Here is a 14,191-nt window from a genome sequence, read left to right on the forward strand (position 1 = left end):
GGAGATGGGAATGTCACAGGGAATAGCTATCACGCGCGGGCAACTTGCTATGATGAGAGGCGCGGCTGCGACCGCTGTTAAAGATCAGAACGACAAGGAAGGTTTGACCGAATTGATCAGGCTTCACCTTGCCATACAGGCGCTTGATGCTGTTTTAGTCGAGCGGGGCGTCGGCAATCATGAGTCGCCTTGGAATGATCCCACTTTCAGACTGAAATGAAGAGCGATATGAGCAGGAAGCAATTTTTCAAGCGAGTGAAAGGCCACGTCAGCCAGTACGAAGATTGGTACTATCTGGTGGAAGAAGGCGGAGTGACATTCGTCGAACATGAGTGGGATCACGTCACAGTCAACGGCCTCGCTCAAAACACCGGAACCCAGCGGTATACCGTTGATGAGTTCTTGGCAGGCGACCACTACTACGGCGCACAGGCAGCCTTGAAGGAAGCTTTGCGGCAATAGTTGTAATATAAATGCAACACCCTGCCGCTACTTGATGGCGGCAGGGCAACTTTGTTCGGCGGAAAACGCTACTTTCTGCCATCTCGTTCCCCTTATAAGTATAGGGGGTGAGAAATATTGTGACCCAATGCGACTTTTCGTGGCGCGTTAATGCGTATCCTTATGGGAGGATATGTAGAAGTGTGCGAAACAATGAGACGCAATGAGACCCTTTACCTGACTTTTCGCAGTTTCGAAGAGAGTATACTGAAGCGGTAGCGCGTGCGCTGATCTCCATGAGACCGATAGGACCCCCACGCCGCCTCAAATCCCCGATAGCTGAGGTATACCTCAAACGCCGCGCCGCGCGGTAAGTATGGGACGCATTGCGAACCAATGCGACAGTCTCCCACGCGCATTCAAGTCACCAAGGGTGGAGAGCCCTACAATCTGAACATTTAGCCCTGCCGCCATGCGGTGGGGTTTTCGTTTTCGCACCACGTGCGGAAAGCGCCGGACCATGGCCGGCATAAACCGGCGGCAAGACCGCCACCTTACTTCCAATTGGAGACTACAACATAATGAACCTTGCTCATTTGCAGGAAACCCGCGCCGCCAAGATCGCTGAGATGCGCACCGCCACCGCTAACCCGGAACAGTTCGACAAGCTGGAGGGCGAAGTCCGCGCTCTGGACAAAGACATCAAGCGTGCTGCCACTCTGGCCGAATTCGAACGCCACGCCGACGTACAGCCGGACGCCAATGCCGAGCGCGAACTGCGCAACTACTCGGTCGCACGCGCCATCCAGGGCCAGCTTTCCGGCAAGCTCGACGGCGTCGAAGGCGAGATGCACGCCGAGCTTTCCAAGGGCCGTGAATCGCGCGGCGTGATGATCCCGACGTCGGTCCTGCTGGAGACGCGCGACCAGACTGTTAGCACGACGACCGCCGGCGGTTATACCGTCGCCACGAACCTGGGCGGCCTCATCGATCGCCTTCGCCCTACGCTGGCCGTACAGGGCCTGGGCGCGACGGTTCTTTCCGGTCTTACCGGCTTCCTCGATCTGCCGAAGCTGACCGGTGGTCCGACTGCATACTGGATCGGCGAAGACGAGAATACGACCGAATCTGCCTCGACCTTTGGCATGGTCTCCATGTCGCCGAAGACGGTCTCTGGCGAAATGCAGCTTAGCCGCCGCCTCATGCTCCAGAACGCAGTCGCACTCGAAAACGTGCTTCGCGCCGATCTCGGCTTCGTCCTCGCGCAGGCCTTGGATAAGGCAGCGATTGCCGGAACCGGACTCGGCGGACAGCCGACCGGCATCCTCACGCAGGTCGCTGCGAAAACCACCACCAACATCGATATCGCGTTGCTGGCGGCCGATTTGATCTCTGCTCTTGAGATCGACAACGTGACGGGCACGCAGGGCTTCCTGACGAACCCGGATCTGATGAACCTCGCTCGCAAGCGCACCGATACGAACACGCGGCAGATTCCTAGAGCGAAACGTTCTTCGGCGAGAAGGTTGTCACAACCAACCAGGTGCCGAAGGTCTCGGCGAAAAACCCGCTGATTTGGGCGAACTGGTCGGATCTTGTAATCGGCTACTGGTCGGGCGTCGACATCCTGTTGAACCCGTATTCGGCCGACGTCGCTTCTAAGGGTGGCATCAAGTTGCATGCGTTCTTGGACGCCGACGTTACGATCCGCCACGCGGAATCGTTCGCTTGGAAGGCCATCTAAGTTGACCGAAGTTAGCCTCGCAGAAGCGAAGGCGCATCTTCGTATCAGCTTCACGGCTGACGACGCTTATGTGACTTCACTTCTTGAGGCTGCCGAAGGGTATGTGTCGGAGATCGGGGTGGCGCTTGCCGCCCGGTTTCTGCGCCCGTCAGGCACGCCGTCCTCCTCCTCATCTCGCACTGGTACAACGCGCGCGAAGCCGCCGGCGAGAAGCCCTCGCAGGCGATCGCGTTCGGCGTCAGTGCCCTCCTCCAGCCATTCCGGGAACAGACACTATGATTGAGAAACGAACCGCGACGGAAGTCCGCGCGGAAGGCCGAAAGCTATCCGGTTACGCGGCCACATTCGGCCAGGAAACGCGGATCCTCGACTTCAATGAGACAATCGCACCCGGCGCGTTCGCGGTCAGTCTTAGCGGCCAGCCGGATATCCTCGCATTGGTCGACCATGATCCCGGGAAGGTTCTTGGCCGCACGAAGTCCGGCACGCTTCGCCTTTCCGAAGATGCCCGCGGGCTGCGGTTCGAAATCGAAATTCCCGACACGTCACTGGGCAGGGACATTCTCGCGATGGCGACCCGTTCCGACCTCGGAGGCATGTCGTTCGGCTTCACCGTGCCAGAAGGCGGCGACGAATGGCGCGGCGATAAGCGGACGCTCCGCAACGTCGTCTTGCACGAAATTAGCGTTGTGCAGTCGTTCCCCGCCTATGGCGGCACGTCCATTCAGGCGCGCGCCCGGCAGCATCGCACCGACGCCGATCGGCGGCTGGCAGTTCTAGAATTGGAGGCTGCGCATGTGGCCCTTTAAGACAGAGAAGCGCATCGCTTCGGATGATCCGTTCCTCGGCCAGTTCCTCGGCGCACGTGCTACGGGCCGTGCAGACATCGAGAAAGCCAGCGGCCATGCCGTCGCTCATCGATGCATTTCCGTCATTGCAGAGAACCTCGCCAGCGTTCCTCTAGCGGTCTATCGCAAGACCGAGGACGGCGGCCGCGATAAGGCGACCGACCATCCGCTCTATGGTGTCCTGCATGACGAGACTGCCCCCGGCCTGACTGCCTTCGAGGCGCGCGAATGGCTTCTGTCGTCCGCCCTGACCTATGGCAACGCCTATGCCAAGATCGGCCGGAATGGTCGCGGCCAGGTCACGTCTCTCTCTCCGCTGGTTGCGGGAAGCGTCACCGTCGAAAAGCTGAAGACCGGCCGGTTACGCTACAAGGTGGCGAAGGCAGATGGCGGCACCGAAGTGTTGCTGCAGGATGAGTGCTTGCACATCCGCTACCGCACCAAGGACGGCATTCTCGGCCTGTCTCCGATCCAGATTGCGGCCGCTGCTTTCGGGCTTGCTCTTGCGCAGCAGGATCAGGCTGGAGCGGCTGCGGAGAACGCTTTCCGTCCGGCTGGCGCTCTGGTGTTCCCCGACAAGCTCGCGGGCACCGGCAAAGATAGCGTCATTGCCAAGTTCAAGGAACGATTCATAGGTTCCCTGAAAGCGAACGAAGTCATGGTGCTGGACGGCGGCGCGAAGTTCGAGACGTTCCAATTCAACAGCAAGGACAGCGAATTCCTCGATAGCCGCAAGCTTTCGAACCTCGACATCTGCCGTGTCTTCGGCGTGCCGCCTTCTGTGGCAGGTATCACCGATGACGCGACCTACAGCAACATCGGGGAGGAAAGCCGCGCTCTTGTCATGCGCTGCCTGGCACCATGGGCAAAGCGTGTCGAGATGGCCATGACAATCCAGCTCCTTTCGCCGGAGGCTCGCAAGACGCTCTTTATTGAGCACGATCTCAACGGCTTAACACGCGGCGATCTGGCGACCCGTTACGGCGCCTACCGCACCGCACGTGACGGCGGCTGGCTATCTGCAAACGATATCCGCGGTTTCGAGAACATGTCGAAGATCGCGGGCGGTGACACCTATGCCGAACCGCTCAACATGGGCGTTCTCGGCGCCAACGATAATCGCTCCAAACTGGATAACGCGGCATGACGGGCGCTGGCGATTTGCGTGAAGTCATCGAATTTCAGACTCGCACCGAGGCGGATGACGGTTTCGGCAATGTCGTGACTGGTCCGTTCGCGACTGTCTGGGCTGCGCCGGCCCGCATCCAGATCCTCAGAGGCTCGGAAACAGTCATGGCTGGCCGCCTCGACGGAAAGCAGACAGTCGCGATTAGCATCCGGTGGCAGCCCGAGGTTGCCACTATTACAAGTGCTGCTTGGCGGGCCGTGAATGGCCGGACAGGCACAATCTACAATATCAGAAGCATCGAGCCGGACGAACGGCGCGCCTTCGTAAACATCCTCGTCGAAAGTGGAGTGACCACGTGAAAATTGAAATTCGGAGCGTAAAACTTTTCCATGATGACGACGGCTTGCGCCCATTTCGAAAGTTGGCGTTCGCTGAAGTTACCCTGCCGGAAATCTCGATGCAGATCCGCGACGTCACGCTCACGTGGAGCGAGGCGGAGGGATACATCGCAGTCGCGCCGTTCGCGGAGACGAGAAGCAAGGCGCGTGCCGTCACCTGGCACCATCAGTCGGACTTCGGGAAGGCGTTGGCTCAGGCCATAGTGAAGGCGTGGCGCGGCATTGGTGGCGTCAACCCGTCCGAGCCGTTGCCGGTAAAACAGCAGCCGATCGAGCGGCGCGTCTTCCCGGCCAGCTTCACCGTGCATGACGAGGCGAGCGACGCAGAAGCCGTAGAAGGGCTTGCGCGGACGCTCAGTGTTGAACAAGAGGAGGTTAGACGTGTCCTTAGTTGACTATACCCCTAGAGGGCTGCGCCGCGAGGATGCGGCCAAATACATCGGCGTCTCGCCATCGCTATTCGACCGACTGCGGAAGGAAGGCAAAGTGCCCGAACCACGCGACCTATTCGGTCTGATGGTTTGGGATCGATCCGACCTAGATGCGATCTTCGAGCGGGCTTAGCGGCCCGCTTGACTATTTCCGCGAGTTCAAGCACAGATTGCACGCGGTCACCAACCGAAGCGGACTCACCATCCGCGCGCATTCCACCACAGTAGGAGACGAAGGATGAAACTGGTTTTTAACCGGCCGACTTCGCTCGGCCTTACTGAAGGAACATGGCATTGCGTGAACGGCTTGAAAATCTCATTGAGCAATTGATTGAAGTGCTGGACCGTCTCGACGGCGATCCAGATATCGAGCTCGATCCAGCGGAAGACGGAATAGCCGACTTCGATGGCTTGATTGAGCAGATCGCACTTCCCGGCTTCCGCGAGGCAGCCATATGAAGCGGGCCGTTATTCTCGAAATCAAAGAACTGGCCGCCGAGGCTGGCGCTATCAGTTGGGAGCTTGTCCGAGAGGGCAAACATCTGATTATCGATTTCCGATTCGCTGACAGGACCGTCCGGCAGGTACTTGCAGCCACGCCATCGGGACCGCGCGCACGTCGAAACGAGGCGGCTTGGCTGCGCAGGAAGGCAGTAGCATGAGCCATCATGCGCCATCCATGTTCCACGGAATCCCCGCTACTCTAAGGAAAAGCCCGGAAACCATGGTAATTCTGGTTAAATCAGTGGCGCATGAAAAACCCGCCAACTGAGGGCGGGTCCGTCATTAAGTCATTGATCTGACTGTGAATTTATGGTGCCCCCGGCAGGGTTCGAACCCGCGACCCCCTGATTACAAATCAGGTGCTCTACCAACTGAGCTACAAGGGCGATAGTTGCCCCAACTAGCAGATTCTGTGATTCTGTAAAGGGAAAATCAGCGGTCGCGCGGACTGGTATGCTGCAGCTCAAAACGCTTCGCGATAGAAAACGTCCTTGTCGCGCAAGGCCTTTATCCTTTAGCTAAGACAGCATCATAAAGGGCATTGCATGGGCCGTTCATTTCAGACGCTTTCCTTTCTCGCTTCACCAACGACGGAGGCGCTTGCCGCGCGCGAGGAGTTGATTGGCATCTATGGTGACGTCCCGGCTGACGAAGCCGACGTCATCGTCGCGCTCGGCGGTGACGGTTTCATGCTGCAGACGCTGCACAACACCATGAACTCGGGCAAGCTGGTCTACGGCATGAACCGCGGCTCGGTCGGCTTCCTGATGAACGACTATCGCAGCGAACGACTTCAGGAGCGCATCTGCGCTGCCGTCGAAAACGTCTTCCGGCCATTGCAAATGACGACGGCCAATGCCGACGGGACCAACTCGACGGCGCTCGCCATCAACGAGGTCTATCTTTTCCGCCAATCCTATCAGGCGGCGAATCTGAGGGTCACGGTAGACGGGCGTGTTCGCCTGGAGGAACTCATCTGCGATGGGTTGATGGTGGCGACCCCTGCCGGATCGACGGCCTATAATCTTTCCGCCCATGGCCCGATCCTGCCGCTCGAAGCGCCACTGCTCGCCATGACGCCGGTGAGCGCTTTCAGGCCACGGCGCTGGAGGGGCGCACTGCTTCCAAATAAGGTGACCGTCGATATCGACGTCCTCGAGCCGGTGAAGCGGCCGGTGAACGCAGTGGCCGACAATACCGAGGTCAAATCGGTGCTGCATGTCCGCATCGCCCAGTCGGAGCATATGACGGCACGCATCCTTTCTGATCCCGACCGCTCCTGGTCCGACCGTATCCTCGCCGAGCAGTTCAAGGATTGAGACGATGGCAATGCGACGGGTATTAATGACGAGCCTCCTGCTTGCGGGATGGAGCATTGCAGCTGAGGCCGCTCCGGCCAGGATGCCATCCTGCCGGCATCGGTGATTTTCGCGACCAGCACCGGCTACTGGGAGGATGACGGCAACGCACCGGCGATTGAGCGCGCGCCGACGGGCACCGAGAGCGTTGCCGACCCCGAAGGAAAGGCCGCGCAGCGCCACGGCTATTACAAACTTTTTGCCGTGCGCCAGCCGGACAGGACTTCGAAGGTTTACCTGCAGCAGATTGCCCAGACCGAGACCGGCCCGGTGATCGCCTCGACCATCGAGTTGCAGGAGTTCAGCGAACTGAAGCCTTACGTGACCGATATCCGCCCTGAGAATTCGAACGGCATCATCAAGGAACCAGGGCTCTTCGCCACGGTCTATCTGAAGACCGACCCTGCGGCGGAGCCGGATGGCTGGACCGTGCTGATCGACGAATTCGGCGACATCACCGTGGAGAAAGCGACGAATTGAAGGGCTTGGAAGTGTTCAGCGAGGCATCCAAGAGATGAAACTGGGCTTTCGTGACGGCGTCCTCTCCGACGAGAAAAGGTCGAACTGGGACGCAGCCGGCCCCAGACCCATTAGTTGGTCCCTCTGGTATCCCGCCGCCGATGACGCGCGAGAAAGCGAAATGCCGGAAAGAAGCTGGTTCCAGAAAGCGGCCGTCGCCCGCGATGCCCCGATCCGACCGGAGGCCGTGCCCTATCCCCTTGTTCTTCTGTCGCATGGCACCGGCGGATCCGCGGCCGGACTGGAGTGGCTGGCTCGACGCCTGGTCGATCGCGGATTTGCAGCGCTCGGCGTCAGCCATCACGGCAATACCGGCATCGAGCCCTATCGCGCTGAAGGCTTCGCCTGCCTTTGGGAGCGGGCGCCGGATCTAAGCTACATGCTCGACCATCGCGACGACTGGCTCAGCGATCTCTCAGGCCATATCGATACGAACAGTGTCTTCGCAGCCGGATTTTCGGCCGGAGCCTATAGCGTGATGCTGCTGCTTGGGGCTGTCGCCCAGTTCTCGCAGTTCGAACCGTCGAGGCTGAAGCCGGGTGGCGCGCGCGGACCACGGGAGTTTCCCGACCTTGCCAATCATATCCCGGCATTGCTGCGCACCAGCGATGTATTTCGCGATTCGTGGTCCCGGATGTCGAAGTACTACCGAGATGACAGAATCAAGGCCGCACTCATCTGCGCGCCGGGCCGGTCCGTTCTCGGGTTCAGCGAGAAAAGCCTGAAAGCTGTCGATGCGCCTGCCCTTATCCTGGTCGGTGATGCCGACAGGGCCGCTCCGGCCGAAGAATGTTCGTCGTGGCTGCATGCGCGGCTCCGGCGCAGCGCCCTTAAAATCTTCGGCGGCGGCCTCGGACACTATGTCTTCGTGCCAGAGGGCACAGCGCTCGGCCTCGCCTTTGCGGCAGAACTCTTTACCGATCCGCCGGGCATCGAACGCGCAGCCGTTCATGAAGAGATTGCCGATCTTTCGGCAGCGCTGTTTCAAAACGTCGATAAAGCCGCGATGGCTTGAACAAAACAAAAACCCGGTCTCCGGAGCTTTTGTTGTCTCAATCCATCGTCAATCCGATCAGTCGACATCCTCGACAACCGCGTCGGCGGCGCCGCTGATGCGGTGAGCGAGTGCTGCTTCCATGAACTCGTTCAGGTCGCCGTCGAGCACGTCATCCGGCGCGCTGCTGGCGACGCCGGTGCGCAGGTCCTTGACCAACTGATAGGGCTGCAACACATAGGAGCGAATCTGGTGGCCCCAGCCGATCTCGGTCTTGGAAGCGGCTTCGGCGCTGGCGGCATCCTCACGCTTCTTCAGTTCCGCTTCGTACATGCGGGCGCGCAGCATGTCCCACGCCTTGGCGCGGTTCTTGTGCTGCGAGCGCTCCTGCTGGCACTGCACGACGATGCCCGTCGGAATATGCGTGATGCGCACGGCCGAGTCGGTGGTGTTGACGTGCTGGCCGCCGGCACCCGAGGAACGGTAGGTGTCGATGCGGCAGTCGCTTTCGTTGATCTCGATCTGGATCGAGTCGTCGACAACCGGGTAGACCCAGATCGACGAAAAGGAGGTATGGCGGCGCGCATTGCTGTCGTAGGGCGAGATGCGCACCAGGCGGTGCACGCCCGATTCCGTCTTCAGCCAGCCATAGGCATTGTGGCCCTTGACGAGCAAGGTCGCGGACTTGATGCCGGCTTCTTCGCCGTCATGGACTTCGAGAAGCTCGACCTTGAAACGCTGGCGCTCGGCCCAGCGGGTGTACATGCGCAGCAGCATGTTCGCCCAGTCCTGGCTTTCGGTGCCACCGGCGCCGGAATGGACTTCGAGATAGGTATCGTTGCCATCGGCTTCGCCGGAGAGCATGGCTTCCACCTGGCGGCGCGCGGCCTCGGCCTTCAAGGCCTTCAGCGTATCCTCGGCTTCCTTGACGACGCTCTGGTCGCCCTCTTCCTCGCCAAGCTCGATCAGCTCGATATTGTCGTTCAGCTGCTGTTCGAGCTGCTTGACGCCATTGATGCCGTCATCGAGCTGCTGGCGCTCGCGCATCAGCTTCTGCGCTTCGGAAGCGTCGTTCCAGAGGTTCGGATCCTCAGCCTTGTTGTTCAACCAATCCAGCCGTCTTATTGCCTGGTCCCAGTCAAAGATGCCTCCTCAGCAGGGTGATAGCCTGCTTGGTTTCATCGACCACGTTTTCGATTTCCGCTCGCATTATCCTGCTTCTCTATCTCGGTCTTCTCAAGTGCTGGTGACATAGAGACGCCCGCCGCGGATGTAAAGGGCCGCGGCGGGCGTTCAAAATTCGGGCCTCGATCAGAACAGGCCGGGCGTGCCGGTCTGGACGGCCTGGTTGGCCTGCGGCGAGGTCTTCAGGATTTCTTCAGGCGCCATGGTGCTGTCCATGCCGATGACAGAGAAGCTGTCGGCCGGGCCGGTGCCGGGCTTGAAGGCCTCGATGATGGTGTTCGGATCGCCGTCGACGGCCGCCATGCCGGTCTTGCGGTCGATCGGGATCAGATTCATGCCTGATGGAATGACGAATTTCGATTCTGGCATGTCCTTGACGGCCGCCTGCATGAATTCGTTGAAGATCGGGGCAGAGAGAACACCGCCGGTGCCGCCGCGGCCGAGCGGGGCCGGCGTATCGAAGCCCATATAGAGGCCGGCGACCAGATCCGGCGTGAAGCCGACGAACCAGGCATCTTTCTCGTCGTTGGTGGTGCCGGTCTTTCCGGCGACATCGCGACCGCCGAGATCGACCTTGCCGGCGGCGGTGCCGCGCTGGATGACGCCCTGCATCATCGAGGTGATCTGGTAGGCGGTCATCGGGTCGAGCACGGTTTCGCGGTTGTCGACGATATTCGGCTCTTCCTGGTTCTGCCAGTCGCCGGCATTGCAGCCCTCGCAGAGACGCTCCTCATGCCTGAAGATGGTCTTGCCGTAGCGGTCCTGGATGCGGTCGATCAATGTCGGCTTGATCTGCTTGCCGCCATTGGCAATAACCGAATAGGCCGAGACCATCCGCAGCACGGTCGTGTCGCCGGCGCCGAGCGACATGGAGAGAACCGGCAGCATGTGATCGTAAATGCCAAAGCGCTCGGCATATTCGGCGACGATGTTCATGCCGAGATCGTTGGCGAGGCGCACCGTCATCAGGTTGCGCGAATGCTCGATGCCCGAGCGCAGCGTCGACGGGCCGCTTACTTCGCCGCCGTAGTTTTCCGGCCTCCAGACCTGGCCGCCCGAGACGATTTCGATCGGAGCGTCCATGATGACCGAGGCCGGCGTATAGCCATTGTCCATCGCCGCCGCATAGACGAAGGGCTTGAAGGAGGAGCCCGGCTGGCGCATCGCCTGAGTGGCGCGGTTGAATTCGGACTGGCCGTAGGAGAAGCCGCCGACCATGGCGAGCACGCGGCCCGTCTTCGGGTCCATCGCGACGAGACCACCCTGCACCTTCGGGGGTTGACGCAGGCGATAGGAGGTCGAGGTGTTATCGCCGAGCTTCTCGACATAGACGACGTCACCGGCAGCTACGGCGCCGACCGGCGACTTCGTGGACTTGCGGGCGCCGTCTGCCGAACGGAAGGCCCATTGCATATTCTTGGCGTCGATCGTGCCGCGTTGACGGTCGGCCGCAACCTTGCCGCTTCCATCCTTGGCCGGCTGCAGGCCGATGTCGACGGTCGAGTCGGAAACTGCGAGTACGACGGCAAGCCGCCATTCCGGTACGTCGGACAGTGCGGGGATATCGGCAAGCGCCTTACCCCAATCGCCGCTTGCATCGATCTGCTTGATCGGGCCGTGGAAACCGCGGCGCTCGTCATAGGTAACCAGACCGTCCTGCAGCGCCTTGCGAGCAGCGAGCTGCATCTGCGGATCGAGCGACGTCCGTACCGAAAGGCCGCCCTCATAGAGGACTTTTTCCCCGTACTGGTCGATCAACTGGCGGCGCACGGCTTCGGCGAAATAATCCGAAGCAAAGAGCGAGGGGCCGGTGGTGCGGGCGGTGACGCCAAGCGGCTGTTTCTTGGCTTCCTCGCCGTCAGGCTGGCTGACATAGCCGTTCTCGACCATCCGGTCGATCACCCAGTTGCGGCGCTCGAGCGCAGCTTCCGGATGGCGGAAAGGATGATAATTGGCAGGTCCCTTCGGCAGCGATGCCAGATAGGCGGCTTCGGCGACGGTCAGTTCGGTGACGGATTTGTTGAAATAGGTGAGTGCCGCGCCAGCGATGCCGTAGGAATTCAGACCGAAGAAAATCTCGTTCAGGTAGAGTTCGAGGATCTTGTCCTTGCTGTAGGCCTGCTCGATGCGAAAGGAGAGGATTGCTTCCTTGATCTTGCGGTCGATCGTCTGGTCCGAACTCAAAAGGAAGTTTTTGGCCACCTGCTGGGTGATCGTCGAGGCACCGACCGGGCGGCGGCCGGAACCGAAATTCTGCAGGTTGACGAGGATTGCACGGCCAAGGCCGGTGAGATCAACGCCCGGATGATTGTAGAAATTCTTGTCTTCGGCCGACAGGAAAGCGGCCTTCACGCGGTCGGGAATGGCCTGGATCGGCAGGAAGAGACGCTTTTCCTTGGCGTATTCGGCCATAAGCGCGCCGTTGCCGGCATGGACGCGGGTCGTCACCGGCGGCGCGTAGCTGTTCAGAACGGCATAATCCGGGAGATCCTTCGCGACATTGGCGAGATAGATGGCAACACCCGCCGCCGCGACCAGAAACAGGACGCAGGCCATTCCGAAGAAATATCCAAAAAGTCTAACCATATTTCAGCTACCGGTCTCTTCGATCTTCAATCGGCGCAGCCGCAACGATTGCACAGATCAAGGCAATTTGCACGTTGCGCGGCTTACTCTATGAGCGCAACCGCCACAAGCCGATTTCGCGCCTCAGGCTGCGAAACATAAGCCGGAGTAACGGCGCGAATGTGAGCAAAATAGGGCTGTCTGCGCCGCATTCACCGCTGCGGCCGCGTTTCATTAGGACTGTCACATCCAAGCAACGCCGTCCCAACTGCCGATCTGGGGTATCCTGCTCAGAATTTGATTCATGCGGCGGACTTAAATCTTTGTTTTTATGAATCTTTGTTTTTATGCGGGCCGCCGTGCCGCAACCGCTACAGATTTTTGGGCGGCGGCTGTCAGCCGCCATTCGCCATGACGGCGGCTCGGTATCGCTTCACTGCGTCGGTCAAGAGACCGGCGATCTTGCCGCGCCAGGCCTCGTCGAGCAGCAGTTTCTCGTCTTCGGCATTCGAGAGGAACCCGATCTCGAGAAGGATCGACGGCACGTCGGGGGCCTGCAGCACGCGGAAGCCGGCATGACGGTGCGGATTGTTGATGGTGCCGACCTGATCCTTGAAGGAATTCAGCACACTCTCGGCCAGCGAGATCGAGAACGCCTGCGTCTCGCGCCGTGTCAGATCGAGCAGGATGTCGGCGACCTCGGGCGGCTCGGCAACCGTCTCCTTGCCGGCGATCTGATCCGAGAGGTTTTCACGTTCGGCGAGATCGGCGGCGAGCTTGTCGGATGCCTTGTCGGAGATCGTGTAGACGGTGGCGCCGCGGATATCCTTCTGCTTCAGCGTGTCGGCATGCAGCGAAATGAATAGGCCGGCATGGTTCTGGCGGGCGATCAGCACGCGCTGCGAAAGCGACAGGAACTCGTCATCCTCGCGCGTCAGGAAAGCCTTGATGCCCGGCTCCTTGTTCAGCCGGTCGGTCAAAGCCTTGGCGAAAGCAAGCGTCACCTGCTTTTCCTCGGTCTTGGTGTCGACGCCGATGGCGCCGGTATCGATGCCGCCATGGCCGGCGTCGACGGCGATGACAAAATCGCCGGGGGCAGCTTTTTCCGGTGCCGGAATGGCGCTCGTCGTCTGCTCCGCCTCAGTCCGATCGCTCCAGGATTGCGTCTTTACCAGTTCGGCAAAGGCCTTCTTGTCGATCATCTCCGCATCGAGCACGAGGCGATGGCCGTTGCCCGTCTCATCGGCCTGCACCTTGGCAAGCGCCAGCTTCACCGGCCCTGCCGTCGTCAGCACGATGCGGGCGCTCTCCTCGTCCATCTTGCCGTAGCGGATATCCTTGAACAGGCCGCGGGCGGCAAGATCCTTCGCCGGAAAACCGAAGGCGGTCGCCGGCAGGTCGACGACGATGCGTTCCGGATTGGCGATATAGTGGACCGAAAAACGCGGCTCGCGATCGAAATCGATGACGATGCGGGTCCTTGCGTCGTCGCCGACGATGCGCGCGCCATAGGCAAGCAGCGGATCCCTGGCCTCGACGGAGCTGACAGCGACCGGCAGGAGACTGGCGGCCAAAAGCGCCGCCAGAACCCGCCTTGCGATTATCGATCGCCGCGCTGCGGATTTCGTCGCGATCCGAGCCCTCTTAAACAATAAACCGCCACACCCTATTTGTAATGCGATGGACCCGACGCCGCAGCAGTGAACGTCGGTGTGACGAAACACCCGCTGCAGCCTGCCGAATCGCGATCACTTTATCCCCAGCTTCTATGCGTTGCGAAATCCATCAATATTATGGCACATTTGGCTTTTCCCTTGCTATTGTGACACAGAAAACATACAACGAATTTCAGGGTAAAGTGTTGACGGGATAGAGTCGCCGCAAAGGCTGCCAGCCAGATCAGGACCTGGCGCCACACCGGTCATCGTCCGCCGTCTCATGCGCTTAATCCCTAAAACTGGATCCTGATTTTCCGGCTTATTGTCGGAATTCATTGGTGGATCAGCCACCACGCTCTCAGGGAGCAAACTCATCGGACCCGAACGGGTCTTCACATTTGTCGATCACGCTTGGTT

At 60.0% G+C, this 14,191-nt stretch carries 14 protein-coding genes, 1 tRNA gene and 2 pseudogenes; 13 read left to right on the top strand and 4 right to left on the bottom strand.

The window, feature by feature from the left end; all coding sequences use genetic code 11:
• Positions 1-10: 10 nt before the first annotated feature.
• From ACS4RR_RS16955 to ACS4RR_RS17000, 10 genes and pseudogenes are all read left to right on the top strand, one after another.
• Positions 11-220 carry a hypothetical protein gene (locus ACS4RR_RS16955; RefSeq protein ID WP_456189045.1) on the top strand — a complete coding sequence of 70 codons (210 nt, stop codon included), beginning with the start codon at positions 11-13 and terminating at the stop codon, positions 218-220.
• Between the two features lie 8 nt (positions 221-228).
• Positions 229-462, top strand: a complete 234-nt coding sequence (locus tag ACS4RR_RS16960) for a hypothetical protein (protein WP_456189046.1) — start codon at positions 229-231, stop codon at positions 460-462.
• Between the two features lie 560 nt (positions 463-1,022).
• Complete coding sequence (locus ACS4RR_RS16965; RefSeq protein ID WP_456189047.1) at positions 1,023-2,015, top strand: phage major capsid protein; 993 nt, start codon at positions 1,023-1,025, stop codon at positions 2,013-2,015.
• A 105-nt stretch (positions 2,016-2,120) separates the two neighbouring features.
• Positions 2,121-2,255: pseudogene (locus tag ACS4RR_RS16970) on the top strand (hypothetical protein); the annotation flags it as partial.
• Positions 2,256-2,356: 101 nt separating this feature from the next.
• Entirely contained in the window at positions 2,357-2,464 is a 108-nt protein-coding gene (locus tag ACS4RR_RS16975) for a head-tail connector protein (protein ID WP_456190149.1), read from the top strand.
• The gene (locus ACS4RR_RS16980) at positions 2,461-2,994 is read left to right on the top strand and encodes an HK97 family phage prohead protease (RefSeq protein WP_456189048.1); all 534 of its coding nucleotides are present in this window, start codon (positions 2,461-2,463) and stop codon (positions 2,992-2,994) included. Before ACS4RR_RS16975 ends, ACS4RR_RS16980 begins: the two co-directional genes overlap by 4 nt.
• Positions 2,981-4,180 (top strand): phage portal protein, encoded by a 1,200-nt coding sequence (locus ACS4RR_RS16985; protein WP_456189049.1) that lies wholly within the window; start codon positions 2,981-2,983, stop codon positions 4,178-4,180. The genes ACS4RR_RS16980 and ACS4RR_RS16985 overlap by 14 nt, the downstream gene beginning before the upstream one ends.
• Positions 4,177-4,521, top strand: coding sequence for a head-tail adaptor protein (locus tag ACS4RR_RS16990; protein WP_456189050.1), 345 nt, complete (start codon positions 4,177-4,179; stop codon positions 4,519-4,521). Before ACS4RR_RS16985 ends, ACS4RR_RS16990 begins: the two co-directional genes overlap by 4 nt.
• Positions 4,518-4,955, top strand: coding sequence for a hypothetical protein (locus tag ACS4RR_RS16995; protein ID WP_130749914.1), 438 nt, complete (start codon positions 4,518-4,520; stop codon positions 4,953-4,955). Before ACS4RR_RS16990 ends, ACS4RR_RS16995 begins: the two co-directional genes overlap by 4 nt.
• A gap of 324 nt (positions 4,956-5,279) precedes the next feature.
• A complete protein-coding gene (locus ACS4RR_RS17000) occupies positions 5,280-5,450 on the top strand; it encodes a hypothetical protein (protein ID WP_456189051.1) in 171 nt (56 codons plus the stop codon).
• A gap of 355 nt (positions 5,451-5,805) precedes the next feature.
• Here ACS4RR_RS17000 and ACS4RR_RS17005 read toward each other — a convergent pair.
• Positions 5,806-5,881: transfer RNA gene (locus ACS4RR_RS17005), tRNA-Thr, on the bottom strand.
• A 159-nt stretch (positions 5,882-6,040) separates the two neighbouring features.
• Between ACS4RR_RS17005 and ACS4RR_RS17010 the strand changes: the two genes are divergently transcribed.
• The 3 genes and pseudogenes from ACS4RR_RS17010 to ACS4RR_RS17020 all read left to right on the top strand — a co-directional run bounded on the left by ACS4RR_RS17010 (position 6,041) and on the right by ACS4RR_RS17020 (position 8,387).
• Complete coding sequence (locus ACS4RR_RS17010) at positions 6,041-6,814, top strand: NAD kinase (RefSeq protein WP_170256828.1); 774 nt, start codon at positions 6,041-6,043, stop codon at positions 6,812-6,814.
• Positions 6,815-6,818: 4 nt separating this feature from the next.
• Positions 6,819-7,333: pseudogene (locus ACS4RR_RS17015) on the top strand (hypothetical protein).
• Positions 7,334-7,367: 34 nt separating this feature from the next.
• Entirely contained in the window at positions 7,368-8,387 is a 1,020-nt protein-coding gene (locus tag ACS4RR_RS17020) for an alpha/beta hydrolase family protein (protein WP_222384788.1), read from the top strand.
• Between the two features lie 57 nt (positions 8,388-8,444).
• Here the strand turns inward: ACS4RR_RS17020 and prfB are convergent.
• The 3 genes from prfB to ACS4RR_RS17035 all read right to left on the bottom strand — a co-directional run bounded on the left by prfB (position 8,445) and on the right by ACS4RR_RS17035 (position 13,768).
• Positions 8,445-9,576, bottom strand: a protein-coding gene (gene prfB, locus ACS4RR_RS17025) for a peptide chain release factor 2 (RefSeq protein WP_112902571.1) whose coding sequence is annotated in 2 segments (ribosomal slippage) — positions 8,445-9,506 and positions 9,508-9,576 — 1,131 coding nt in all. Because the reading frame shifts where the segments join, the coding sequence is not laid out codon by codon here.
• A 101-nt stretch (positions 9,577-9,677) separates the two neighbouring features.
• The gene (locus tag ACS4RR_RS17030; protein WP_170280156.1) at positions 9,678-12,137 is read right to left on the bottom strand and encodes a penicillin-binding protein 1A; all 2,460 of its coding nucleotides are present in this window, start codon (positions 12,135-12,137) and stop codon (positions 9,678-9,680) included.
• A gap of 374 nt (positions 12,138-12,511) precedes the next feature.
• Positions 12,512-13,768: an N-acetylmuramoyl-L-alanine amidase gene (locus tag ACS4RR_RS17035; RefSeq protein ID WP_260110644.1), complete on the bottom strand. Its 1,257-nt coding sequence runs from the start codon at positions 13,766-13,768 to the stop codon at positions 12,512-12,514.
• Between the last annotated feature and the right edge of the window lie 423 nt (positions 13,769-14,191).

The sequence above is a fragment of the Rhizobium zaerense genome, assembly GCF_051810725.1.
GTDB classification, from domain to species: domain Bacteria; phylum Pseudomonadota; class Alphaproteobacteria; order Rhizobiales; family Rhizobiaceae; genus Rhizobium; species Rhizobium leguminosarum_I.

What these genes read in the sequence shown, in the direction of transcription:
- ACS4RR_RS17000 (WP_456189051.1), top strand. Translation starts at nt 5,280, where the DNA reads ATGGCATTGCGTGAACGGCTTGAAAATCTCATTGAGCAATTGATTGAA.
- ACS4RR_RS17030 (WP_170280156.1), bottom strand. Translation starts at nt 12,137, where the DNA reads ATGGTTAGACTTTTTGGATATTTCTTCGGAATGGCCTGCGTCCTGTTT.
- ACS4RR_RS16960 (WP_456189046.1), top strand. Translation starts at nt 229, where the DNA reads ATGAGCAGGAAGCAATTTTTCAAGCGAGTGAAAGGCCACGTCAGCCAG.
- ACS4RR_RS16990 (WP_456189050.1), top strand. Translation starts at nt 4,177, where the DNA reads ATGACGGGCGCTGGCGATTTGCGTGAAGTCATCGAATTTCAGACTCGC.
- ACS4RR_RS16980 (WP_456189048.1), top strand. Translation starts at nt 2,461, where the DNA reads ATGATTGAGAAACGAACCGCGACGGAAGTCCGCGCGGAAGGCCGAAAG.
- ACS4RR_RS17010 (WP_170256828.1), top strand. Translation starts at nt 6,041, where the DNA reads ATGGGCCGTTCATTTCAGACGCTTTCCTTTCTCGCTTCACCAACGACG.
- ACS4RR_RS16985 (WP_456189049.1), top strand. Translation starts at nt 2,981, where the DNA reads ATGTGGCCCTTTAAGACAGAGAAGCGCATCGCTTCGGATGATCCGTTC.
- ACS4RR_RS16955 (WP_456189045.1), top strand. Translation starts at nt 11, where the DNA reads ATGTCACAGGGAATAGCTATCACGCGCGGGCAACTTGCTATGATGAGA.
- ACS4RR_RS17020 (WP_222384788.1), top strand. Translation starts at nt 7,368, where the DNA reads ATGAAACTGGGCTTTCGTGACGGCGTCCTCTCCGACGAGAAAAGGTCG.
- ACS4RR_RS16965 (WP_456189047.1), top strand. Translation starts at nt 1,023, where the DNA reads ATGAACCTTGCTCATTTGCAGGAAACCCGCGCCGCCAAGATCGCTGAG.